General features: G+C 58.7%; 20 protein-coding genes. 10 read left to right on the top strand and 10 right to left on the bottom strand.

Annotated features, from left to right (window positions below):
- Positions 1-109: 109 nt before the first annotated feature.
- The 5 genes from lipB to sucB form a co-directional block, all read right to left on the bottom strand.
- Entirely contained in the window at positions 110-913 is an 804-nt protein-coding gene (lipB, locus tag EL217_RS07980) for a lipoyl(octanoyl) transferase LipB (RefSeq protein WP_023030463.1), read from the bottom strand.
- A 118-nt stretch (positions 914-1,031) separates the two neighbouring features.
- Positions 1,032-1,424 carry a glycine cleavage system protein GcvH gene (gene gcvH / locus EL217_RS07975; RefSeq protein WP_005278306.1) on the bottom strand — a complete coding sequence of 131 codons (393 nt, stop codon included), beginning with the start codon at positions 1,422-1,424 and terminating at the stop codon, positions 1,032-1,034.
- A 45-nt stretch (positions 1,425-1,469) separates the two neighbouring features.
- Positions 1,470-2,582, bottom strand: a complete 1,113-nt coding sequence (gene gcvT, locus EL217_RS07970) for a glycine cleavage system aminomethyltransferase GcvT (RefSeq protein ID WP_023030464.1) — start codon at positions 2,580-2,582, stop codon at positions 1,470-1,472.
- 2 nt (positions 2,583-2,584) lie between these two features.
- Positions 2,585-5,428 carry an aminomethyl-transferring glycine dehydrogenase gene (gene gcvP / locus EL217_RS07965; RefSeq protein WP_023030465.1) on the bottom strand — a complete coding sequence of 948 codons (2,844 nt, stop codon included), beginning with the start codon at positions 5,426-5,428 and terminating at the stop codon, positions 2,585-2,587.
- Between the two features lie 298 nt (positions 5,429-5,726).
- On the bottom strand, positions 5,727-7,835 hold the full coding sequence (gene sucB / locus EL217_RS07960; protein WP_126319446.1) for a 2-oxoglutarate dehydrogenase, E2 component, dihydrolipoamide succinyltransferase: 2,109 nt from the start codon (positions 7,833-7,835) through the stop codon (positions 5,727-5,729).
- Between the two features lie 125 nt (positions 7,836-7,960).
- Between sucB and EL217_RS07955 the strand changes: the two genes are divergently transcribed.
- Positions 7,961-8,371: a hypothetical protein gene (locus EL217_RS07955; protein WP_005283964.1), complete on the top strand. Its 411-nt coding sequence runs from the start codon at positions 7,961-7,963 to the stop codon at positions 8,369-8,371.
- 5 nt (positions 8,372-8,376) lie between these two features.
- Here EL217_RS07955 and EL217_RS07950 read toward each other — a convergent pair whose 3' ends face one another.
- Positions 8,377-8,913, bottom strand: a complete 537-nt coding sequence (locus EL217_RS07950) for an isochorismatase family protein (protein ID WP_126319444.1) — start codon at positions 8,911-8,913, stop codon at positions 8,377-8,379.
- Positions 8,914-8,951: 38 nt separating this feature from the next.
- Positions 8,952-10,448 carry a leucyl aminopeptidase gene (locus tag EL217_RS07945; RefSeq protein WP_126319442.1) on the bottom strand — a complete coding sequence of 499 codons (1,497 nt, stop codon included), beginning with the start codon at positions 10,446-10,448 and terminating at the stop codon, positions 8,952-8,954.
- Positions 10,449-10,553: 105 nt separating this feature from the next.
- Between EL217_RS07945 and EL217_RS07940 the strand changes: the two genes are divergently transcribed.
- Positions 10,554-11,648 (top strand): branched-chain amino acid aminotransferase, encoded by a 1,095-nt coding sequence (locus EL217_RS07940; RefSeq protein ID WP_034658261.1) that lies wholly within the window; start codon positions 10,554-10,556, stop codon positions 11,646-11,648.
- 44 nt (positions 11,649-11,692) lie between these two features.
- Here the strand turns inward: EL217_RS07940 and EL217_RS07935 are convergent, their stop codons facing one another.
- Together EL217_RS07935 and EL217_RS07930 are read right to left on the bottom strand one after the other, a co-directional pair.
- Entirely contained in the window at positions 11,693-12,469 is a 777-nt protein-coding gene (locus EL217_RS07935) for a nicotinate-nucleotide--dimethylbenzimidazole phosphoribosyltransferase (protein ID WP_023030470.1), read from the bottom strand.
- 12 nt (positions 12,470-12,481) lie between these two features.
- A complete protein-coding gene (locus tag EL217_RS07930; protein WP_005278343.1) occupies positions 12,482-13,162 on the bottom strand; it encodes a DUF3043 domain-containing protein in 681 nt (226 codons plus the stop codon).
- Positions 13,163-13,304: 142 nt separating this feature from the next.
- Here EL217_RS07930 and EL217_RS07925 point away from each other — a divergent pair, with 142 nt between their 5' ends.
- Positions 13,305-13,649, top strand: a complete 345-nt coding sequence (locus EL217_RS07925; protein WP_005283948.1) for a HesB/IscA family protein — start codon at positions 13,305-13,307, stop codon at positions 13,647-13,649.
- Between the two features lie 92 nt (positions 13,650-13,741).
- Here EL217_RS07925 and asnB read toward each other — a convergent pair whose 3' ends face one another.
- Positions 13,742-15,664: an asparagine synthase (glutamine-hydrolyzing) gene (gene asnB / locus EL217_RS07920; protein WP_023030471.1), complete on the bottom strand. Its 1,923-nt coding sequence runs from the start codon at positions 15,662-15,664 to the stop codon at positions 13,742-13,744.
- 388 nt (positions 15,665-16,052) lie between these two features.
- Here asnB and EL217_RS07915 point away from each other — a divergent pair, with 388 nt between their 5' ends.
- The 7 genes from EL217_RS07915 to EL217_RS07880 all read left to right on the top strand — a co-directional run bounded on the left by EL217_RS07915 (position 16,053) and on the right by EL217_RS07880 (position 24,775).
- A complete protein-coding gene (locus EL217_RS07915) occupies positions 16,053-17,126 on the top strand; it encodes a cytochrome c oxidase subunit II (RefSeq protein WP_005278347.1) in 1,074 nt (357 codons plus the stop codon).
- A gap of 19 nt (positions 17,127-17,145) precedes the next feature.
- On the top strand, positions 17,146-17,577 hold the full coding sequence (locus tag EL217_RS07910; RefSeq protein ID WP_005278348.1) for a cytochrome c oxidase subunit 4: 432 nt from the start codon (positions 17,146-17,148) through the stop codon (positions 17,575-17,577).
- A gap of 567 nt (positions 17,578-18,144) precedes the next feature.
- Positions 18,145-18,729, top strand: coding sequence for a cytochrome c oxidase subunit 3 (locus EL217_RS07905; protein WP_197719670.1), 585 nt, complete (start codon positions 18,145-18,147; stop codon positions 18,727-18,729).
- Positions 18,730-18,785: 56 nt separating this feature from the next.
- Positions 18,786-19,673 (top strand): c-type cytochrome, encoded by an 888-nt coding sequence (locus EL217_RS07900; protein WP_005283937.1) that lies wholly within the window; start codon positions 18,786-18,788, stop codon positions 19,671-19,673.
- Positions 19,670-20,890 (top strand): ubiquinol-cytochrome c reductase iron-sulfur subunit, encoded by a 1,221-nt coding sequence (locus EL217_RS07895; RefSeq protein WP_023030472.1) that lies wholly within the window; start codon positions 19,670-19,672, stop codon positions 20,888-20,890. Before EL217_RS07900 ends, EL217_RS07895 begins: the two co-directional genes overlap by 4 nt.
- The gene (locus tag EL217_RS07890) at positions 20,890-22,512 is read left to right on the top strand and encodes a cytochrome b (RefSeq protein ID WP_023030473.1); all 1,623 of its coding nucleotides are present in this window, start codon (positions 20,890-20,892) and stop codon (positions 22,510-22,512) included. The genes EL217_RS07895 and EL217_RS07890 overlap by 1 nt, the downstream gene beginning before the upstream one ends.
- 1,633 nt (positions 22,513-24,145) lie before the next feature.
- Positions 24,146-24,775: a C40 family peptidase gene (locus tag EL217_RS07880; protein WP_005278362.1), complete on the top strand. Its 630-nt coding sequence runs from the start codon at positions 24,146-24,148 to the stop codon at positions 24,773-24,775.
- Positions 24,776-24,837: the final 62 nt, after the last annotated feature.

Raw genomic sequence — 24,837 nt, 5'->3', positions numbered from 1 at the left:
AAATACTCACTTTATCGATTAAAGATGGTGATGGCTAATAGCTCTTCTAGGTTCAAGGCGCGCGGGCGCACAACTATTCCACGCTAGCCCCAAACTAGGGCCACGGGGCTTAAGCCTGCGCTTGCCGACGCCGCTCCCGCGCCTTCTCATTCGCAAGCTTCGTGGGATCGGGCGCGGAACCGAAACTGTGGTCGGCGACGGTGAGGCGGCCCGAGAGGGCATCATCAAGCGCCCGCAAAAGCGGTTTAGCGGCTTCCTCCATCGTGACCTCGCGGCCGAGTTCTAGCGACAGCGTGGTGATATCTGCATCATCGATGCCACAGGCCACGATGTGATCGTAATACTCCAGCGTATTGCTGCAATTGAGCGCTAGGCCGTGCATGGTAACCCCGCGGGTAATGCGGATTCCCAGCGCCGCAATCTTGCGATCGCGCTGCGAGGCGGAAGGATCTTTAGCCTGGGTGGTAGAAGGAACCCACACCCCAGAGCGGCCGTCGATGCGGCCTGCGGTAGTCACGCCCAGCTCGCGCACCGCCTGGATGGTGGCCTCCTCGAGGCGGCGGACATAATCGACAACATCGACAGGCTCCGCCAGCTTGATGATGGGGTAGAGCACCAACTGCCCCTCGCCATGCCAAGTAATACGCCCGCCGCGGTCCACGGTGATAACCGGCAGATCGTTATCCGGCATGTCCTCAGGCTGTGTGCGCTTGCCCGCGGTGTAGATATTGGGGTGTTCGACCACTAAGACCACATCGTCCTGCGTGCCCTGCGCGCGCGCCGCCGCCACCTCCGCCTGGTAATCCCATGCCTCTTGGTAATCCATGCGGCCCAAGTGGCGTATTTCAAGGGGGTTGTCCGAGGCGCGAATGGAGCGTTCAGCGGGAAAGAAAGGATCGCGTGGTGCAGTCATAATCTCTAGTGTCGTCTTCTTTGGTGGGGAAAAGCAAAGCGAGGAAAAGCAAAGCGGGAGAATGCCATGGCATCCTCCCGCCTTATTTTATGTTCGAGGGTGTCGAACGAACCGCCTTTTAGTCTAGGCCGTTAGCGGAGGCGTATTCGTCAGCCTCCATGAGCTCGCCTGCTTCATCCACCTCGACCTCGAAGAGCCAGCCTTCACCGAAGGGGTCGTTGTTGATGACGGCGTAGTCATCGTGCACGGCATCGTTGACGGCCTTCACGGTGCCGGTGACCGGGGAGAAAAGGTCAGACACGGACTTGGTGGATTCGACCTCGCCACAGGAATCGCCGGCGGTGACGGTATCGCCTACCTCTGGCAGTTCTGCGAAGACGACCTCGCCCAGGCGGTCTGCGGCCACGGAGGTGATACCGATGCGAACGGTCTTGCCTTCTACGGCGTCCTTGGCGGCGTTAACCCATTCGTGGTCTTCGGAGTAGGAAAAGTCTTGGGGCAGGTTAGACATGATATGGAGTCCTTTCGGGCTGAATATTTAGGGTGTGCGGGTGGCTTACTTATCGCGCTTGTAGAACGGCAACGCGGTTACCTCAAAAGGATAACGCTTGCCGCGGATTTCTACCTCGACTGCGGTGCCCGGTTCGAGCTCCGCGCTGGTATCGAGCAGCGCAATGGCCACTGGGTGGCCAAGAGTGGGGGAGGGCTGGCCAGAGGTGACGGTGCCGACCTTGGTGTCATTGAGGAAGACCTCGGCGCCGGCGCGCGCGGCGCGGCGCTGATCCGAGGTGAGCCCGGAGATAACGACCTGCGGGCCTTCCTCGGCGCGCTTGCGGATGACCTCAGCGCCGACGAAGTCCGCTTCCTTTTTGGCAAAGGCGCGCGACATTCCCGCCTCTACCGGGGTGATTTCGCGGGAGAGCTCGTTGCCGTAGAGCGGCATGCCGGCCTCCAGGCGCAGCGAATCGCGCGCGGCTAGGCCGCACGGCTTGATGTCATATTCCGCGCCCGCCTTGAGCAACTCTTCCCACAGCTGCGGGGCATCGGAGTTGTAGACGATGAGCTCGAAGCCATCCTCACCGGTATAACCGGTGCGCGCGATGATGGCGAAGGTGCGCGCTACCTTGCCCATCGTGGCGGCGTAGTAGCCCAGCTCGTAGACGGCCTCTTGCTTATTGTCCTCTACCAGCGGGACGAGGATCTCTGCGGCCTTGGGGCCCTGCACGGCGATCATGGCAACATCGCGGGACTCGTTCTTGAGCTCAACGTCAAAACCCTCGGCGCGCTTATTGAGCTCGTCCCAGACGATATCGGCATTGCCGGCATTGGGCACAACGAGGAACTTTTCTTCCTCGAAGCGATAGGAAATCAGGTCATCGATGATGCCGCCGTCTTCAGCGGTGATCATGGAGTACTTGGCCTTGCCCACCTTCAGCGAATCCAGGTTCGAGATGAAGGAGTAGGACAAGAACTTGCCGGCATCGGGCCCATTGACCCAGATTTCTCCCATGTGGGAGAGATCAAACAGGCCGGCGCTGGTGCGAACGGCGCGGTGTTCTTCCAGTTCGCTGTTGTACTTCAGCGGCATATTCCACGGCCCAAACGCCGTGAAGGTAGCGCCGAGTTCCTCGTGCTTGGCATTGAGCGGGGAGGTTAGAAGTTCGGACATTGTTACTCCTCGGAATTGTCGATCTCGAATGCTTCTGGCGGCGGGCAGCTGCACACCAGGTTACGGTCGCCGTAGGCCTCATCGAGGCGGCGAACCGGTGGGAAATACTTGTAGCTATGCAGTAGGGATTTGACCGGCCACGCGGCCTTGTCGCGGCCGAAGGAGTACTCCCAGTTATCGGTAGCCACCGACTCAGCCGTAAACGGTGCGTGGTGGATAACGGAGTCCTCGTAGGCCACCTCACCGTCGATGATCTCCTGGATTTCGGTGCGGATGGTGCGCATGGCTTCGATGAAGCGATCCAGCTCGCCCTTGTCTTCAGACTCGGTGGGCTCAATCATCAAGGTGCCGGCCACGGGGAAGGCCAGGGTGGGGGCATGGAAGCCGAAGTCGATGAGGCGCTTGGCCACATCGGCGGCGGTGACCCCGGAGGCATCGGTAAGCTCGCGCAAATCGATGATGCACTCGTGCGCCACCAAGCCCTCGTTGCCGGTGTAGAGGACAGGGAAGTACTCGTTGAGCGAGGCCGCCAGGTAGTTTGCGCCCAATACGGCGTGGCCGGATGCGGCGGCAAGGCCCTCGGCACCGGTCATGGCCAGGTAAGCCCACGAAATGGGCAGGACGCCGGCGGAGCCGTACTTGCTGCCGGTAATGGGAACACCCTGGCCCACCGGGGTTTCCGCGGTGGCGTCAAGCTCAGGGGACGCGGCATCGCTGGGCAGGAACGGGATGAGGTGCTCTGCCACCGCTACCGGGCCAACGCCCGGGCCGCCGCCACCGTGGGGAATGGTGAAGGTCTTGTGCAGGTTGAGGTGGGAAACATCGCCGCCGAAATCGCCCGGGCGAGCCCAGCCGGTCAGCGCGTTCATGTTGGCGCCATCGATGTAGACCTGGCCGCCGACCGCGTGCACCTTATCGCACACATCGCGCACCTCGGGGTCGAAGACGCCGTGGGTGGAAGGGTAGGTGACCATGATGCCGGCGATGTGGTTGCCGTGTTTTTCGATCTTTTCTTCCAGGTCCGCGACATCAATGGAGCCGTCCTCGGCGGTCTTGACCACGGCGACGCGCAGGTTTGCGAGGGTCGCAGAGGCGGCGTTGGTGCCGTGCGCGGAGGCCGGAATGAGCACGACATCGCGCTCATTATCGCCATTGGCCACGTGGTAGCGGCGAATGGCCAATAGACCCGCCAACTCGCCCTGGGATCCGGCATTGGGCTGGATGGAGACCTTGGCATAGCCGGTAAGCTCGGCGAGCCAGCCTTCGATTTCTTCCACCAGCGCGCGCCAACCCGTCGTGGTTTCTTCCGGGGCATATGGGTGGATGCCGGCGAATTCTGGCCAGGAGATGGGCTCCATGGCCGCGGTGGGGTTGAGCTTCATGGTGCACGAGCCCAGCGGAATCATGGAACGATCCAGCGCCAAGTCCTTGTCCGCGAGCTTGCGCAGGTAGCGCAGCATCTGGGTCTCGGAGTGGATAGAGTGGAAAATCTCGTGCTCCAGCGGTTCCTCGGCGCGCTGCAGGTTCTCCGGCAGCTCAAAGTTCGCTTCCGCCGGGTTGGCACCGAAGGCCTCTGCCAGGTGTGCGACATCGCGGGCCGTAGCGGATTCACCGAAGGATACGGATACCTTGTCCGTGCCAATCGCGCGCACCAAGTAGCCCGCATCCTGCAGGTCGGCCTTGATCTTCTGCGCGTCCACACCGCTAACGGTAACGGTATCGAAGAAGTCCCTTGCCGTAATCTCCAGTCCGGCATCCACGATGGCCTGGGCGAAGGAGGAGGCCAAGCCGTGCACGCGCTCGGCGATGTCCTTCAGGCCCTTCGGCCCGTGGTAGACGGCGTACATCGAGGCCACGTTGGCCAAAAGGGCCTGAGCGGTACAGATATTGGAGGTCGCGCGCTCGCGGCGGATGTGCTGCTCGCGGGTTTGCAGCGCCAAGCGGTAGGCCGGGCGGCCATCAGCATCCTTGGAGACGCCGACGATGCGGCCCGGCATCTGGCGCTTGAGCTTATCTGTTACCGCCATGTAGGCAGCGTGCGGGCCGCCGAAGAAGAGGGGCACGCCAAAGCGCTGGGACGAACCCAAGACGATATCGGCACCCAAGTTGCCGGGGCCTTCCAGAAGCAGCAGGGACAGTGGGTCAGTGACCACGGAGGCCAACGCGCCGCGGGTGTGCAGCTCTTCAATCAGGGCAGAGGGATCGAAAATTTCGCCTTCGGTGCCGGTGTAGGCGATGACGGCACCGATGAGGTCTTCACCCACCAAGCCCTCGCGCACGTCCACGATCTCTACCTCGAGGTCAATGGCGCGGGCGCGCTCAGCGGCAACGGTAAGCACCTGCGGATGCAGGCGGGAATCCAGCACGACGCGGCGGCCCTTCTTTACCGCGCGCGACATCAGACCGACGGCCTCGGCGGTGGCGGAAGCCTCATCCAACAGGGAAGCATTCGCGATGGGCAGCCCCGACAAAGACTCGATCATGGTCTGGAAGTTGAGCAAGGCCTCCAAGCGGCCCTGGGAAATCTCGGGCTGGTACGGGGTGTACGCGGTATACCAGCCGGCATCCTCAAGCAGGCCGCGGCGGATGACGGCCGGGGTCAGGGTGTCTGAGTAGCCCTGGCCGTAGAAGGGCTTCAGCACCGTGTTTTGATTGGCGAACTCCCGCAAAGCGGCCTGTGCCCCGTCTTCAGAGAGCGCTTCTGGCAGGTGGGGAAGTTCCTTAGCGCGGATCTTGGGGGGAATGGCGGCATCGACAAGCGCTTGCACGCTGTCGTAGCCCACCGTGCCGAGCATGGCGGACTGCTCGGCAGAATCCGGCCCTAGGTGGCGGGAGATGTAATCCATCTGTGAGGTCTCCTTCATCGGGTGCAATGGTCTTAACCGCCCCTAAGTATATGTTTAATAACCGGTAAAAACAGCGCCCTTGACAAACTTTTATGCAGTAACTCACCGATGAAAATGTGTTGTAGCCCGCTTACCTCCCACTTAGTGAAATATGTCCTGTAGTGCCGGGATAAAACTCCTCTGATATTTGTGCCGGAAGTTCTCCCGCTACACCCCCGCGGAGTACCCCAGGCATGACAAAACCTCCCGTCCCCTTCGCGGGGAAGGAGCGGGAGGTATGCCAGTTAGCTAACTGCTTTTAGATATCGAGGTCAGCCTCGAAGTCTGCAGTCTCCAGGCGGTCCTTGATGGTGGTGATGAAGCGACCAGCGTCTGCACCATCGATGACCTGGTGGTCGTAGGTGAATGGCAGGAAGCACATCTGGCGGATGGCGATGGCGTCCTGGCCGTTCTCGTTGACCACGACGGCGCGCTTCTGGATAGCCGCGGTACCCAGGATTCCGGCCTGTGGCGGAACCAGGATCGGGGTATCGAGCAGGGCGCCCTCGGAACCGATATTGGTCACGGTGAAGGTCGCACCGGTCAGGTCATTCGGCTTCAGCTTGTTATTGCGGGCCTTATCAGCCAGCTCTGCAATCTGCTGCGCGATTTCCGGCAAGGACAGGTCCTGTGCCTTGTGGATGACCGGGGTGAGCAGACCCTTCGGGGTGTCTACGGCAATGGCGACGTTGACATCCTCGTGGTAGGTCATCTCCTTGGTCTCTGGGTCATAGGAGGCGTTCACGTTCGGGTGGGAAACCAGAGCCTCAGTGGTGGCCTTCACAATGAACGGCAGGAAGGACAGGTTGGCGCCGTACTTATCAATGAACGCCTGCTTGCTCTTCTTGCGCATATCCCAGATAGGAGTCATGTCGACTTCCTGCACGTGGGTCAGCTGTGCGGAAATCTGCAGCGCTTCCACCATCTTGGTAGCGGTGATTTCGCGGATGCGATTGACCTTCTTGGTGGTGCCGATAAGCTCCTGCTTTTCCGGATCTACGGACTTGGTGGACCAGCGTGCGCGTGGGGAGTCAGCAGCCTTCTTATCGTCGCCTGCCGATGCCTTCGCATCGCCCTCGCCAGCAGCGGCCAAGACGTCCTGCTTGCGGATGCGTCCGCCTACACCGGTGCCCTCAATGGAGTTGAGGTCCACGCCGTGCTTATCAGCCAGCTTGCGCACCAACGGGGTGACGTATGGAACGTTATCGCCGTTGTTGACCTTGGCGGAGGTGTTCAGGGAGGAATCCTGCTTCGGCTCTTCCTTCTTCTCCTCCTTGGCAGGCTCGGACTTGTCTTCCTTCTTGTCCTCGGACTTGGTTTCTTCCTTGTCTTCGGACTTGTCGTCGTCGGAGTCGGAGTCGTCAGAGTCGTCGGAGGATGGTGCGGCGTTTTCGTCGCCGACGCGGGCGATTGCTTCGCCGACCTCGATGGTTTCGTCTTCTTCTGCGAGGATTTCTACCAGGGTGCCGGCAACGGGGGAAGGAATTTCGGTGTCTACCTTGTCGGTGGAGACCTCGAGTAGTGGTTCGTCTACCTCGACGGTGTCGCCGACGGACTTGAGCCACTGGGTAATGGTGCCCTCGGTGACGGATTCGCCGAGTTCTGGCATTTCGACATCGGTGGTCTCGCCGGAGGACTTGGCGGAGGAATCAGACTTGGACTCTTCCTTCTTGTCCTCGGACTTGGTTTCTTCCTTGTCTTCGGACTTGTCGTCGTCGGAGTCGGAGTCGTCAGAGTCGTCGGAGGATGGTGCGGCGTTTTCGTCGCCGACGCGGGCGATTGCTTCGCCGACCTCGATGGTTTCGTCTTCTTCTGCGAGGATTTCTACCAGGGTGCCGGCAACGGGGGAAGGAATTTCGGTGTCTACCTTGTCGGTGGAGACCTCGAGTAGTGGTTCGTCTACCTCGACGGTGTCGCCGACGGACTTGAGCCACTGGGTAATGGTGCCCTCGGTGACGGATTCGCCGAGTTCTGGCATTTCGACATCGGTGGTCTCACCGGAAGCCTTGGAGCTGGAACCGGACTTCTTCTCGTCCTTGTCTTCCTTTTCCTCGGACGTGGATTCTTCCTTGTCCTCAGACTTGTCACCGTCGGAGTCATCAGAGTCATCGGACGAGGAGCCAGCCTCGTCTTCATCACCGATGAGCGCGATGACCTCGCCGACCTCGATGGTGTCGTCTTCTTCGGCCTTGATTTCTAGGATGGTGCCTGCAACGGGGGAGGGGATTTCGGTGTCTACCTTGTCGGTGGAGACCTCGAGCAAAGGCTCGTCCACCTCGACGGTGTCGCCGACGGACTTAAGCCACTGGGTAATGGTGCCTTCGGTTACGGACTCGCCCAGCTCGGGCATCTCAACGGAGTTCGCCATGAGTTTTAAGACTCCTCGAAAAGTTGGAAGTATTCTATCGCTACCGCACAATCTTACAGCGTGATGCCCGTCATCGTGCAGTAGTGGGGTTAGTAATACCCTCCATGCGGGTAAACTAGTGGGTTATGTTCAACCTCTTCCGCCGCAATAAGTCCCGATCGCCACTGCGACCGCCCCGCGGTCCGGGAGAAACTATCCGCCCAGAAGATGAACAAGAGCTCAAAATGTGGGCCGCCGATAAGGCATTTATTGAGGCATTTATCGAGCCAGAGACCGTGGTCAATGAAATGTCCGTGGTCGTTGTGGATGAAAAGGGTGAGTTTATTCGCCGGCGCATCGGCGGGCCGAAGGGGATTGACGCGGTAGGAAAACTGTTGCAGTGCGACGTTTTTGATGTCGAAGAAACCGGGTACCCCCAACGCATGCGCGAGCGCATGGAACGCCAACGCATCTTGCGTAAAAGGGAAGAACAGCGCCTTCGCCGCGCCCGCTTTGAGCGCGGCGAAAACCCTGATTCGGGGCAGGACTTAAGTTAATCGGCCTAGACGATGGTGGCGCCGGCCTTTCCTAACTTCGCTAGGGCGGCATCCCCGCGATCTGGATCAACAGGAGAGCAATACTCGCTTAAGACGCGGACGGAAAAGCCTTCCTTTAAAGCATCCGCCGCGGTTGCCTGCACGCAGTGATCCGTGGCGATGCCGACGATATCTACTGCGTCGATATCGTGCTCGCGCAGCCACTCCGCCAGCAATACGCCGTGTGCTGCGCCCTCAAAGCCGGAGTACGCGGCGGTGTATTCGCCCTTACGAAAATATGCTTGCGCAGGACCGATGGCCTCGTGCATCTGAGCCCCATAGGAATCGGCGACGCAGTGCACCGGCCAGGAATCGACAAAATCCGGGTCCTCCGCAAAGTGGGAACCCGGATCGATGTGCCAGTCCTGCGTGGCAACGACGGTGTCATACTCGGACTGCAAAGAAGAGATCTTCTCTGCAACCTCGTTGCCGCGATCGGTGTCAAGCGCGCCGCCTGGGCAAAAATCGTGTTGGACATCAACGATGATTAAAGCAGTGTTCATAACTCCGCTATTTTAGGCCCAGGCGGCTACGTGAGGTATTACTTTGATTCAGCAATCTCGCGTAGGGCAGCGATGACGGTGCGGGTGGGAACGCCCGTACCCATCTTTGGCGTATAGCCATAAGCGCCGGTGGTATTGAAGGAAGGCCCGGCGACATCGATATGTGCCCATTCGATGCCCTCGCCCACGAACTGCTTTAAGTAGGTGCCGGCGTATTCCATGCCGCCCTCGCGCTTGGCGTTGATATTGCGGATATCGGCGCTGGCGGATTTCACGGATTCATCGTGTTCTTCCAATAGCGGCATGGCCCAGGCATTTTCGCCGACCTCGCGGCCGATGCCCGCCATGCGGTCACGGAAGTCTTCCGAACCCATGACGCCCGCGGTGCGCTCGCCTAGGGCGACCATCTGGGCGCCGGTTAGCGTGGCGGTTTCGATGAGGAAGTCGGGCTTATCCTCGCTGGCGCGCGCGATGGCATCGGCAAGCACGAGGCGGCCTTCCGCATCGGTATTGAGAACCTCAGAGGTAATGCCGCCGTAGTGGGTTATGACATCGCCTGGGCGGGTGGCGTTATCGCCCGGCATGTTTTCTGCCAGCGGCAGGGTAGCGGTGATCTTCACCGGCAGGTTGAGCTTGGCCGCAGCGATGATGGAGGCGGCCATGGCGGCGGAACCGCCCATATCGGAAATCATGTCCCACATGCCAGAACCCGGCTTCAAGGAAATGCCGCCGGTATCGAAGGTGATGCCCTTGCCCACGAGCGCCACGTGCTTCTTCGCCTTCTTCGGGTTCCAGCTCAGGCGCACCAGGCGCGGCGGGCGAGCGGAACCGCGGCCAACGGCGGTAATGCCGCCAAAGCCCTGCTTCTGCAGCGCCTTTTCATCCAGGATTTCCACCTCGAGGCCAACTTCTTTAGCCTGGGCGGAGAGGAAGTCTGCATAAGACTCCGGGTACAGCAGGTTGGACGGGGTATTGACCAGGTCGCGGGCAATCACCACGGACTCCGCGGTGATCTTGGCCGCCTCGAACTCCTCGCGGGCGGACTTTTCTGCCACCACGGTAAAGGCGGCTGGCTGCTCGGAATCCTTGCCAGGCTTAGAGCGCAGCCCCTGGAATTTGTAGCCGCCCAAGATGAGGCCTTCTACCGTGGGAGCGATTCCGAAATCGCCCAAGGAAGTGGCTACCTCTTCCACCTTGGAAATCGAGCGTGCGGCGCTGCCGGCGGCGCGGCGCAAGGTTTCTGCATCGAGGTCCTCGGCATCGCCAAGGCCGACGGCGATGATGGAATCGACCTCTGCCTTCTTAGGTGCCGGGATGCGGGTGACCTCATTGGCCTTGCCGGTTGCCCCCACGGCGATAAGGGACTCGTATGCTTCGCGCAGCGCGGCCGGCTTGAGCAGTGAGGTGCCTGGAAGCTCAATGCCCTCCTCGCCCTTAAATGCGGCGATGAGTAGGGCCTGCGCGTTCTTCGGGGCCTTCTTTTCTAGCTTAAGCTCCGAAAATGCCCCACGTGTGGGTCCAGCGTGCTGAGACATAAAGTCCTCCTTTTTAATTGGTACTAATGAAACTTCTGCCCATGATACCGCGCTAGAGTGAACATATTCCTACCCGGCTATAGATAAAAGGAGTAGATTGTGGGCATGCTTGATTACACGATTACCCGTACGAATCAACCAACAGCGGCAGAAGATTTAGATAATATCCTGGCCAATCCCGGCTTTGGCCAGCACTTTACGGACCACATGGTCACCATCGATTGGTCCACGGACAAGGGCTGGCACGACGCGCAAGTCCGCCCCTACGGCCCGCTCACGATGGACCCGGCGAGCAACGTCTTCCACTACGGCCAGGCCGTCTTCGAAGGCATTAAGGCCTACCGCCAGCCCGATGACTCCATCGTTACCTTCCGCCCCGAGCAAAACGCGCAACGCTTTATCAATTCGGCGCAGCGCTTGGCGATGCCCGAGCTACCGCAAGAAGAGTTCATCGAGGCGCTGCGCCAGCTGGTGGACATCGATAAGAGCTGGGTCCCAGAGGCAGGCGGGGAAGCATCGCTCTACCTGCGCCCCTTTATGATTTCGACCGAGGTATCGCTGGGCGTGCACCCGGCCAATGCTTATCGCTTCATCCTCTTGGCCTCGCCCGCCGGTGCGTATTTCAGTGGCGGCATTAAGCCTGTTTCGGTGTGGTTATCTACCGACTATGTCCGCTCCGCGCCGGGCGGAACCGGTGCCGCGAAATTCGCCGGCAATTACGCCGGCTCCTTATTGGCGCAGGACCAGGCCGAAGAAAAGGGCTGTGACCAGGTGGTGTGGCTGGATGCCATCGAGCGCCGGTATATCGAGGAAATGGGCGGGATGAACCTCATGTTCGTCTACGGCACCGGCGACGACGCCGAGATCGTCACCCCGGCGCTGTCCGGATCCCTGCTGCCCGGCATTACCCGCCAGTCCCTGCTGCAGGTCGCCGAAGACATGGGTTACGAGGTTACCGAGCGGCGCATCACCGCCGAAGAATGGCAGCGCGATGTGGAATCCGGTGAGATGACCGAGGCCTTTGCCTGCGGTACCGCCGCCGTCATCACGCCGGTGGGGCGCGTGCTTGGTGAGGATACCGATTTCAGCGTCAATAATAACGAGGCCGGCGAGGTCTCCATGGCCTTGCGCGAGCGTCTGACCGGTATCCAGCGCGGCGCCGTGGAGGATGCCCACGGCTGGTTGCACACTTTGGTCTAGCGCGCCAGGCGTGAAGCGGCGCGAGGCGGACCTGCGCCGCGCAGTTAGGCCTCTGGCTGCGTCGCGTCCGCGGTAATTTCCACGCCGAGCAAGACCAGGGGTAGGGCGGCCAAGGCGCCAAGCGCCGGCACCGGCTCCATCTGCAGATCCAGCAGGGGATCCAGCCGCAGCTTCTTTAAGGCCAGCCGGTGAGCCGGCTGCGGCGAGATATTGGTGGCAAGGAGCCAGTCATGGATCCGCGTGTCTGCAGCAGCGCATAGGGCGGCGGTGGCGGTTAAGGGGGCATCGACAAGCAGGGGCGTGCGCCGCCTAGCCGCCTGGGACATAAAACCCACCAGCGCGGCCAATACGGGGGAGCCGCAGGCCTTAATGAGATCCCGCCCAGTCAGGCCGCGCATCCGAAACATGGAATCGCGAATGGCCGCAACCTTCGTCTTCCAGTCCTCGACGCTCGGCTGCTTGCCGACGACCACCACCGGCTCCTCCTGCGCCATCACCCCCATGGCGGCCGCGGCAACCTGCGTGCTGTCGATGCCGCCCGGAATGAGCAGATCCGCACCGCCATCGATTTCCGCATCCGCCGCCTGCACTCCTAAGTCATAGGCGGTGGAGCAATCCGTCACCGTGACAGAATTAATGCTGGCCCCAACCCGCCGCGCCGCGGTCTCCGTGGCCAGGGGGATCCCTTCACCGTCCTCGGCGAAAATTACGGCCCGCACCCGCTGTGGCTCGGAAGCGGGGGATCGATCTTGGCAGGCGGCGAGCCACTGTGCGGCATCGCTTAGCCGGCCATAGGGATAAAGCTGCAGGGAATCAGCCATCAGTGTGCTTCCTTAAACGTCGGCCCCGCGCTCTACGCGCGGGCGAGGAATGCGCCACTTGCGGGGCTGGCTGGCGCGGGAAAATGCGTAGAATCCCAGGCCAAAGCCGGTGGCGGTGGTGCCGGGGAACTTCTTGCGGACAGCATTATTAGCGCGGCGACCCAGCCAGATGCCATCGATGGCGAAAATGAGGATGACCACCATGGCAATCGCATTGATGAGGCCGGCGATGCTGGGGGCCGCATAGGTCACAAAGACCACGACGATAAGGGCAAGCGCCATCGGCATGACCCATTCCGAAAGCGTACGGCGGGCATCGATCCAATCGCGCACGTAGGCGCGCTCTTCGCCCTGATCGCGGGCAGGGAGGAAGCGTGGATCGCCTTCGGCCATGCGCTCTTGGCTTTCGCGGTTGCGCTGGTTGCGCTCCTTGCGCTCCTGCTTTTTATATTCTTTCCATTCGTCCTTGCTCATGGACTTTTTGAGTTCCTTGCGGCGCTTATAGCGCTGCGCATCGGATACCCCATGTGGATCGCGCTTCACGCCGCGCGCGATTTCTTGTTCCTGGCGCTTTGGCGTGGGACGACCCTTCGGCGGGGTATACCCCTTGCGGTGGGTTTCTTCCTGAACTTCTTCCTGCACGGGAGCGGGTTCAGGGGAGGTCTTGTCATCTTTTTGCCACGGAAGTTTCACGCTGATCAGACTACAAGGTTTCGACCCCAAGAGGGGAATAGGCCCGCCCACGGCGTTGTTATTACTATGGGCTACCTTTTCCCTCCTTGTAGATGCGGGTAGGGTAGTGGCTACGCAACCAAGACACATTTGAGGAGAAGTGATGACCGCTCCAGTTTCCGAAACCGGCGTCATTCTGACCGAGGCCGCAGCCGCAAAGGCAAAGGGCCTGCTTGATCAGGAAGGCCGCGACGATCTCTCCCTGCGCATCGCAGTACAGCCCGGCGGCTGCGCTGGCCTGCGCTACCAGCTCTACTTCGATGACCGCAGCCTTGATGGCGACAAGGTCGACGAGGTGGGTGGCATCAAGCTCGTCGTGGACAAGATGTCCGTGCCATACCTTACCGGCGCCAAGATCGACTTTGCTGACACCATCGAGTCTCAGGGATTTACCATCGATAACCCGAACGCTACCGGCTCCTGCGCGTGTGGCGATTCCTTCAACTAAACAGAAGGATAAAGAAAGAGGGTGAGCGCTTCGCGGCGCTCACCCTCTTTTTATGTCTTTAAAGCTCAGCGTGGAACTTTGCCCAGTTCGGCTTAAAGCTTGACCGGGTAGTCGCGCTGCTCGATCTGCGGGTCGATGCGCTTTTCCACAAAGATGCCGTGCCAGATCATAAAGGAAAGCACGGTCCATAGGCGGCGGGAGTGATCGGAGACGCCATCGCGGTGCTCCTTGAGCATCTCCAGGACTTCCTTCTTATTGAAGATGTCCTCGGTCTGGGAATCCTTGATGGTGTCTTGTGCCCAGCCGTAGAGCTCATCGCCGGCCAGCCAGTGGCGCATGGGAACCGGAAAGCCCAGCTTCTTGCGGTTGAGCACGTGCGCGGGAACGATCTGTTCCATGGCCTTGCGCAGTGCATACTTGGTGGTGCCGTGGGAAATCTTTAGATCGTGCGGGATGGATTCTGCGACCTTGAATACTTCCTTATCCAGGAATGGCACGCGAAGCTCCAAGGAGTTGGCCATGTTGATCTTATCGGCCTTGACCAAAATGTCACCGCGCATCCAGGTAAACAGGTCAAGGTGCTGCATGCGGGCTACTGGGTCAAAATCTTCAGACTGCGCATAGATGGGCGCGGTGACCTCGCGGTGATCCCATTCGCGCTTGGCCCATGGGATTACGCGCTGCATCTGCTCAAAGTTAAAGGACCGCGCATTGCCGTAGTAGCGCTCCTCCATGGTCATGGAGCCGCGGTTAAGCAGTGACTTGCCCTTCATGCCATCCGGGAGTATGCGGGAGAGCTTGCCTAGTCCTTGGCGCAGGGGAGAAGGGATCTTCTCAAATGGGGCGAGCGACAGCGGCTCCTTATAGATGGTGTAGCCGCCGAAGAGCTCATCGGCACCCTCACCGGACAGGACCACCTTGACGTGCTTGCGGGCTTCTTGGGCCACGAAGTACAGCGGCACGAGGGAAGGATCGGCCACCGGGTTATCCAGGTACCACATGATTTTAGGAATCGACTCGGCGTATTCTTCCGGCGAGACGATCTTGACGATGTGCTCCACGCCGATGGCGGCCGCCGATTCCGCGGCCACGTCCACCTCGGAATAGCCTTCGCGCTCGAAACCAGTGGTAAACGTCAGCAGATCCGGGTTGTGGCGCTTGGCCAGGGTAGCGATGGCGGTGGAGTCGATGCCGCCAGACAGGAAGGAACCAACGGTGACATCGGCACGCATGTGCTTAGCGACGGAATCCTCCAGCGCTTCTGCAATCCGGGCAAAGAGCTTTTGTTCTTCGCCTTCTGGAACCTGCTGGACCGGGAAACGCGGCTTGAAGTAGCGCTCGGATACGACCTTTTCGCCCGGCTTCAAGGTCACCGTGCAGCCGGATTCCACCCGGCGAATATTGGCGTGCAAAGATTCCGGTTCCGGCACGTATTGCAGGTCCACGTAGTGCTCGATGGCGCGGCGGTCAAGGTTGAGTTCTAGACCAATGTCCTCGGCCATGTCCAAGATGCACTTCATCTCGGAGGCAAAGACCGTGCCGGCGTCCGTGGTGGCATAGTAAAGCGGCTTGATGCCAAACTGGTCGCGCGCGGCAAACATGGTTTGAGTCTTGGTGTCCCAAATGACGATGCCAAACATGCCGCGGAGGTGCTCGACGACATCCTTGCCCCAGTGGTGGTAGCCCACCGCAATGGGTTCGCCATCGCCTTCCGTGTAGAAGGTATAGCCCAAGGCCTTGAGTTCTTCGCGGAGCTCAACGTAGTTGTAGATCTCGCCGTTAAAGGTAAGGGCATACCGCTCTGGTTCGTCCTCAGGGCCCCAGCGCAGGGGCTGGTGGGAATGTTCCAGGTCGATAATGGACAGGCGGTTAAAGCCGAAGGCGGCGTCGCCATCATGCCAAGTACCGGCTGCGTCCGGTCCGCGGTGGTGCATGCAAGGAAGCGACCGCTCCAGCGCGTCGACATATTTGTCCACGTCACCGGTGGCCGCGAGCATGCCAAGAAGTCCGCACATGTAAAGATAGCTCCTTTTAATTAAGCGACTAGTGCTCGGTGTCCTACTTTACGGTGCATGGGGTAGAAACCAGAAAGCGCCACGGCTTGGAAGAAGCTGCGGAAAAGCTTAAATTCAGCTTCCCCGTAAGGGTGCGAACTTTCGGATGATGGCCGGAATTGTTCTTTGTGAGTTAAGGCACATGGTGAAGGCGGTGACTGGGGGTACGGTTGGAACATTGTGCAGGTGGGGCGGTAACCTACTGGAATGTGGATATAAATTGAGCGCCCTGGGTCTCCTTTTAAGCTTCAAAAAGGCTGGGAACCAAGCATTTATCCATTATTCTGATTGGGTAAGGGTGCTCTGTGAGTATTCGAGAAGTTTGTGTGGACAGAAAGGCAGAACACACGTGGGACAGCGTAATAAGCGCACCTTCGCCCGTAAGGCGGGCGTAGCTGGCGCACTTGCCCTAGGCGGTCTCGCCCTGGCTGGTTGTGACGTTCAGGCGCCAACTGCTGTAGAGAACCTCCTGGGATTCGGTTGGCCAAAGGGTGTGACCCCTGAGGCTGAGGCAATGTACAACTTCTGGATCTGGGTCTGGGTAGCAGCTTGGATTGTCGGCTTCGTCATGTGGGGCCTCTTCCTTACTGCAATCTTCCGCTGGAGCGCGAAGAAGGCCAAGCGCGATGGCAAGGGTGAATTCCCGCGCCAAACGCAGTACAACGTGCCATTGGAGATGGTGCTGACCATCGTTCCAATCCTGATCATCATGACCTTGTTCTTCTTCACGGTGCAGACCCAGCAGAAGGTCACCGCATTGGATAAGGATCCAAAGGTTACCGTTGACGTCACGGCATTCCAGTGGAACTGGAAGTTCGGCTACGCCGAAAACCGCGTCAACGGTGAAAACTACAACGGTGCGGACGAAGCGCGTCAGGCCGAAGCGGAAAAGACCGCCCATGACCCTGAGGGTGTGGACAACCCCAACCCAATTCACGGTAAGTCCAAGGGTGACCTTTCCTACCTCAACTACAACAAGATTGAGACCGTAGGCTCCACCGAAGAGGTTCCGGTTCTGGTGCTTCCTTCCGATACCGCCATCGAGTTCCGTCTGGCTTCCGCTGACGTTTCTCACGCGTTCTGGGTACCGGAGTTCTTGTTCAAGCGCGACGTGTACGCACACCCTGAAGCCAACGCCCAGGAGCGCAGCTTCCAGATCGAATCGATTGATAAGCAAGGCGCCTTTGTTGGCCGCTGTGCTGAGATGTGCGGTACCTACCACTCCATGATGAACTTCGAGATTCGCGTTGTGTCCCCAGAGGACTTCAATGCCTACATGGACTTCCGCGAGAAGAACCCGAACGCCACCAACGCCGAGGCGCTGAAGGAAATCGGCCAGGATCCGTACGCAGTTACCACCCACCCGTTCTCCGGCGAGCGCGACACCGCCGATGGTGACAACTACGTTAAGACCGCGGCATAAGAGATAAGGACATTACACAATGCGTGCTACATCGAAAGTCTTTTACTCAATCGCGACCTACCTTTTCGTCTCGCTGATTGTTTATATCTTTGGCGTCACCCTCGTGAAGGATGATGGTTACCTCTACGGTGCCGAGTGGGTTGGCATCGTGGGCATGTTCCTCTCCGTCGTGCTCTGCCTCATGCTGGGCGGCTACCTGCACTTCACCGATAACCGCAGCGACGTTCTGCCGGAAGACTGGGAAGAAGCAGAGACCGAAGACTCTGCTGGTATCTTGGGCTTCTTCTCCCCAAGCTCCATCTGGCCGCTGGCCATGGCCGGTGCCATCGGCTTCTTGGGCCTGGGCGTCATCTTCCTGTACTACTGGCTCATCGCCTTGGGTGCCGTGTGCTTGATTGCTGCCTGCACCGGCCTGTCCTTGCAATACGGTCTGCCTAAGGAAAAGCACTAGAAATTATCTAGTCGCAGCCACTGCCTAAACTTCTCAGCCCTCCTCACCATTCCTCGGTGGGGAGGGCTTTGGCGATCCGCGTCGGAAATCGACGGGTAAAGTTCCCGCGGTTTCTAAATTTTTTTGAGGAGGGGGAGAGGGGTTGCGCCCAGGTTTTAAGTGGGCAGCAAAAGTGCATCCCAGCACGTAAACGGCTATTTCTGCGGGGGTCAACCGAAAGTTGCAAATGGGTCATTTTCCCCGGAAACCACCGTGTGATTTATCTCTCTAAGAAACTTGCCGAAACCGGTTGCGGGCGAAGGGTAGATCATCGTGCATCGGCTAGGTCGAGTCGTAGGAATTGCGGCTATAGCCGGAGTTTAAGTGTGTCACCTGCGTTGATGTCTCGTCGGATAAAAATACAAAAAGTTCCCAGGTATTTATTGTTGACGGATCTCGTTCGTTTCCTTATTGGTAGCTGGCAATTTGGTGAAATCCGAATAGAGAAAGCGGGGGGGAATTGAAGTGACTTTAGGATCCAGAACGGCCATAATTACCACTGTGACGAGCGTAGTTTCTAACCAAGGTATGACAGCACCACGTGTTGCCTCGCTGAACCGACCCAATATGGTCAGCGTGGGCACCATCGTGTTCCTGTCTCAGGAATTGATGTTCTTTGCCGGACTGTTCGCGATGTGGTTCACCTCGCGAGCGAACGGCCAGGAAGGCGATTGGGCAGAGCACACTGCCCATATCAACCTGCCAATGGGCTTTCTCATTACTGCAGTGTTGATTTCTTCCTCCGTGACCTCGCAGTTCGGCGTGTTTGCCGCAGAAAGGGGTGACGTTTACAAGCTTCGACTCTGGTACACCATCACGCTGGTATTGGGTGTTGTCTTCCTGGGCATCATGGCGTTTGAGTGGGCTGAGTTGATTCACGCAGGCGTGACGGTACAGTCCAGCGTCTTTGGTTCGGTGTTCTACATCATCACCGGCTTCCACGCTGCGCACGTAACCGCCGGTTTGATTTCCTTTGCAATCATTCTGGCGCGTATCGCTAAGTCTAAATTCACGCCGGCACAGGCTACCGCCGCGATGGCAGTGTCCTACTACTGGCACTTCGTTGACGTTGTGTGGATCGGTGTGTTCACCGTTATCTACTTGATTCAGTAGTGTCGGCGACCCTCTCCCCAAAACAGTCCTCCCGTGTTCGAGTTATCTAAAGGAAAATGATGGATAACAATTCGCAGTCCGCGGCAGTGGAGCAGACCACTGCCTCGGCTAAGAAGACCCGCCGTCGCCGCAAGGCGAAGCGCACCCTTGCAGGTGGCTTTGCTTTGGCCATCGGTTTGACCGGCGCTGGCGTCTTGGCCTCTGCCTTGACGCCTGACGCTCAGGTCGCTACGGCGGAAAAAGATGATCAAGCCCTCGTGCAAGAGGGTAAGGACATCTACGACACCGCTTGTATCACTTGCCACGGTGCCAATCTGCAGGGCATCGAAGGCCGTGGCCCCTCTCTCGTAGGTATCGGCGCCGGCTCTGTGTACTTCCAGGTTCACTCCGGTCGCATGCCGATGATGTCCAACGACGCTCAGGCAGAGCGCAAGGCTCCTCGTTACACCGAGCAGCAGACCTTGGCGCTGGCCGCTTATGTTGCTGCTAACGGCGGCGGCGCAGACATTGTCTACAACGACGATGGAAGCATCGCCCAAGAATCCCTTCGCGGCGCCAACTACAACGGCCAGATTCAGGCCGAAGACGTTGCCAAGGGCTCTGAGCTTTTCCGCATGAACTGCGCATCCTGCCACAACTTCACCGGTCAGGGTGGCGCGCTGTCCTCCGGTAAGTACGCTCCGGAGCTGGCACCTGCTAATGAGCAGGAAATCTACCAGGCAATGTTGACCGGTCCGCAGAACATGCCAAAGTTCTCTGACCGTCAGCTGACTGCAGATGAAAAGAAGGATATTATCGCCTACTTGAAGTCTGCAGAAGAGACTCCGTCTCCTGCCGGTTGGGACCTTGGCGGTCTCGGCCCAGTGGCTGAAGGCCTGGCAATGTGGATTATTGGTATCAGCGCCCTGTGCGCCGCTGCTATGTGGATTGGATCGCGCTCATGAGCAATGTGAAAAAGAATTACACTGACGCAGAGCTCGATAAGATGAGCAATGATGAACTTGCTGCACTTGGTACCGAGCTCGATGATGTCACCGTAGCGTTCCGCAAGGAGCGTTTCCCGGTTGAAGGTGACCCCGCGGAAAAGCGTGCGGGTCGCAATGTCGCCATTTGGCTGGCGCTCTCCGTTATCGGCGGATTGGCTTTCTTGGGCGTCTACCTCTTCTGGCCTTGGCAGTACAAGCAGCTAGGGGAGGACGGCCTCGTCTGGCACACTCTCTACACCCCGCTGCTTGGTATTACCGCTGCATTGTCCATCTTCGGACTCGGCTTTGCCATCGTTCAGTACGTGAAGAAGATCCTGCCGGAAGAAATCTCCGTGCAGCGTCGCCACGATGGTCCTTCCGAAGAAGTTGACCGCCGTACTCTTACCGCTCTCTTGAACGATTCTTGGAAGACTTCCACTCTCGGCCGCCGCAAGACCATCCAAGGTCTGCTTGGTGGTGCAGGCGTTCTCTTCGGCTTGACGGTTATCGCCCCGCTTGGCGGCGCAATCCGCAATCCATGGAAGGTTCGCCACGAGGTGAACTACGCCGGTGACGGCACGCTGTGGACCTCCGGCTGGACGATGCACGAGAAGGGCGTAAAGCTTTACCTCGCTCGTGACACCGGCACCATCGCTGAGAAGCACTCCGGCGAGTCCGGCGAACACTACACCACCGAAGGCGTTACCCGCTTGGTGCGCGTTCGCCCCGAGGACTTGGCTGCCGGCGGTATGGAAACCGTCTTCCCGCTCGCGGAAGAAGACGTCAACGACGGTGACCAGTACGACGCTAAGCGCGACGTATACGAGCACCACATGCACTCCATCCACGGCAACCGCAACGCTGTGATGTTGATTCGTCTGCGCCACTCCGATGCGCAGAAGGCGATCGAACGTGAGGGTCAGGAAAACTTCCACCACGGCGATTACTACGCCTACTCCAAGATTTGTACTCACATTGGTTGCCCAACGTCGTTGTACGAGGCACAGACCAACCGAATCCTGTGCCCCTGCCACCAGTCGCAGTTCGACGCATTGCACTACGGTAAGCCGGTCTTCGGCCCGGCCGCCCGTGCTCTGCCACAGCTGCCCATCACGGTGGACGATGAGGGCTACCTTGTTGCAGAAGGCAACTTCATTGAGCCTGTCGGTCCGGCATTCTGGGAGCGTAAGTCATAATGAGCAATAAACTCGCCCAAATGGGCAACAACATGGACGAGCGCTACAGCGCCGCCGGCGTGCTAAGGACGCAGCTGAACAAGGTCTTTCCGACCCACTGGTCCTTCATGCTCGGTGAGATGGCGCTGTACAGCTTCATCATTCTTCTACTAACCGGTACATACCTGGCGCTATTCTTTGACCCTTCCATTACGAAGGTCATCTACGACGGCACCTACGCACCGCTGAACGGCGTTGAGATGTCGCGCGCCTATGCAACCGCACTCGATATTTCCTTCGAGGTCCGTGGTGGCCTCTTCGTTCGCCAGATGCACCACTGGGCAGCACTGCTGTTCATGATGTCGATGGTTGCGCATATGCTGCGCATCTTCTTCACCGGTGCATTCCGTCGTCCCCGCGAAGCTAACTGGATTATTGGTTGCACCCTTATCCTGTTGGGCATGATCGAGGGCTTCCTCGGTTACTCCCTGCCGGACGACCTGCTTTCCGGTGTTGGTCTGCGCATTATGTCCGCCATCATCCTGGGTCTGCCGATCATTGGTACCTGGCTGCACTGGGCCATCTTCAACGGCGACTTCCCGTCCGACTTGATGCTGGACCGCTTCTACATCCTGCACGTTCTGGTCATCCCTGGCATCATCCTGGGCCTCATCGCGGCCCACCTGATCATGGTGTGGTTCCAGAAGCACACCCAGTTCCCTGGACCGGGTCGCGCAGAGAACAACGTGGTTGGCGTCCGTATTATGCCGGTCTTCGCCACCAAGGCGATTGGTATGGGCATGATGGTCGCTGGCGTGCTGGCTTTGATGTCCGGTGTGCTGACCATCAACGCCATCTGGCTGCTTGGTCCGTACAACCCGTCACAGGTGTCTGCGGGTTCCCAGCCCGATATCTACATGCTCTGGACTGACGGTGTGGCGCGTGTCATGCCCGCTTGGGAGCTGTACCTGGGTAACTACACGATTCCTTCCGCCTTCTGGGTTGCGCTGTTGTGTGGCCTGATGGTTGTACTGCTTATCACCTACCCGTTCCTGGAGAAGAAGTTCACTGGTGACGATGCGCACCACAACCTTCTGCAGCGTCCACGTGACGTTCCTACGCGTTCCGCGATCGGTGCCGCAGCAATCGTGTTCTTCCTCCTAGTTACTCTCTCCGGTGGTAACGACCACGTTGCGCACTTCTTCCAGATTTCGTTGAATGCGATGACCTGGGTCGGACGCATCGGCCTGATTGTCCTGCCGCCGATTGCTTACTTCATGACCTACCGCATTTGCGTTGGTCTCCAGCGCTCTGACCGCGAGGTGCTCGAGCACGGTATCGCTACCGGTGTCATCAAGCAGCTGCCTAACGGTGCCTTCATTGAGGTTCACCAGCCGCTCGGCCCGGTTGATGAGCACGGCCACGCAGTACCGCTTGAGTACGCAGGCGCTCAGGTGCCGAAGCAACTTAACCACCTCGGTTACGCTGACTCCGAGATTCAGGGCACCTTCAGCCCGGACGATCTGGAACTCATGCGCCGCGTTCACGAGATTCACGAGGAGAACCACGAAGAGGAAGCGGAGATGTTCCGCCGCCTCAACGAGGCCAACCGCCGTGATGACGAGGAAAACGGTCGCATCTAACCTTTCCTTGGGTTAGCTCGATACACGCTCACTAAACGAGCCCGCTAAGCCACCAATACCTGGTGGTAAGCGGGCTCGTTTCAGTTTTGGGACCGTTGCTTTCTTAAGGAGTCCCGGGTTACTTTTGCTGGGCTATTGAGTGAGGAGTCGGCACATAATACAGGCAACCTGGGACCGTCTCTTTTAGGCGAAAATCGAATAATTGCCTAAGTCTTAGCAGAGCGCCTCGCACACGCCAGCGGTCTACCGAGGCAGTAAGAAGCTCGTCGCCCTCTGTATACAGGAATGGAAGTACCGACAAACGCCGGCTCACGCGGAAACGCCTTGTCTAGCGGTAGGGAATAGCGCCAGCCCTGTTAGTTAGCAGTAGGGTAGCCGTCCTAGGAGCATGCTTTTGCCACTGAACCTGGGATGGATGATTTCCGCGTATGGGCCTTTGAGCGAGCCCCATAGTCGGTATTTGTCTTTAAGCGTGGTCTACAGGGCTTCGGAATAGCTATTGCACACCCTCCAGCCCTAATATGTTCTTTTCCCTTTGCTTCACTTTCTTGGACACAGTTAGCACAGTTCTTAATTGCAGCTTTTCTGCTGTAGTCATCACCACTAGAAGCGTGAGCCTCATCTGGGGCCGTCGTCGCAGCTTTCCACTAATGCTAAAACTCTTCGAGTGTATCGTCTCCAAGAGCAGTCGCAGGATCCACGTTTGTATCGGCTTCGCCATTTCGCCTGGGTTAAATTCAGGGCGCTGTGCTTTGTACAGACATTTGGATTGGGAATCACCCAATCCAACAACGAGAGCGTTCCTCGAGGCGCGAGATATAGGCGTTATTCTCCGCCCTTAGATACAGCAGTGAGGTTTTCGTTCGGGCTAGGCCTTTAAGCAAGCATTGCCGGCCGCTGCAGAGACTAGGCGGACCAAGGCCTTTTTATGGGGACTGACGCCGTACAAGCGGGGGACTGGGCTGGACCAATCCTTACTCGCCCGGTGGGTAGTGGAAGCGGCGTTACCGAACCGGCCCCAGTGCTTGGCAACAAGCCACGGGGTGGCCCCTTGGGGTCAGCGCGCAATTGGCTCGCGGGCTCAGTAGAATTCGGAGGGATAACGCTGGATAGGGCGGCCGGTTTTACGCGATCGGAAGGCGTTAAAGGACGAGGCTGATGGTACGAAAGTGATTGTTACGCATAGTGTGTGTTGAAAGTCACAAATAATAATTTTTGACCTTGTTGAAGCCCTCGTTCGTGGAAGAGCTAACTGCCGGAGGCGGGGTAAGCCTTGGCTATTGTCCCAGTGTAGGGCCCTTAAAAATCAGTAATAGCTTTATTGAATCTTCGATATGCCGGGTTTGTCTCGGCTTGGTCAAAATAAGATAACGAACGTGTAACAAAGCTAGATCCGGGGCAGTGAATGGACATTGATTGTGATGATTTCGTAACCTATTCGAGACATTGAGTTACCGCCCGAAAAGGTGCTCAATACGAAATGAAAATTTATAGCGTCGCATCTGGCTCCTCCTAGTGAGGGGCCGAGTGGAGGAAGGCCTAAAGGAACGGCCCTCCAATGAACACTAGGCCCCAGGGTCAGAGCTTTTCTACAAGGGAAAGTAGACGCGTAGGAAGATTTGGAGTTTTTCTCGTGGCAAAGCACCGTCGTCAGGGCACTGTAAATACCCGTCGTATCGCATCTACTGCAGCTATCGCTGCAACCGCAGCTGTCGCCGCCCCAGGCGTCGCTCAGGCTGCTGAGGTCGTTGTTCCTAATACCGACTACCGTTTCGAGGTTGCCGGTCTGGAAAACGTTCCGAACATTGACCAGGTACCGAACATTGACAAGTACGTCCCGTCCTTGGGTCAGGTTTCCAACCAGGGTGGCGACAACTTCGTTGCCGCTGCTGAGCAGCAGGCTGCTCCGGCACCGTCCACCGTTGGCCAGAAGGCTCTGGAAGCTGCACGCTCCGTCCTTGGCTCGCCGTACGTTTACGGCGCTGCCGGCCCGAGCGCATTCGACTGCTCCGGCCTGACCAGCTGGGCATACTCCCAGGCTGGCGTTCAGATTCCGCGCACCTCCCAGGCTCAGGCCGCTGGCGGTACCCCGGTTTCCTTGGACCAACTGCAGCCTGGTGACATCATTTCCTACTACGGTGGCGCTTCCCACGTCGGTATCTACACCGGCAACGGCACCATCATTGACGCGCTCAACTCCGGCACCCCTGTGCAGGAGCGCGACTTGAACTACATGCCGATCCACAACGCCGTGCGTTTCTAATCGGCAGTGAAATGACATGCCCTTCCCTTTGTAAAAAAGGGGAGGGTTTTGTTGTGCAACAG

Source organism: Corynebacterium segmentosum (assembly GCF_900637825.1).
GTDB classification, from domain to species: Bacteria; Actinomycetota; Actinomycetes; order Mycobacteriales; family Mycobacteriaceae; genus Corynebacterium; species Corynebacterium accolens.
This window is presented reverse-complemented; position numbering and strand designations above follow the sequence as displayed.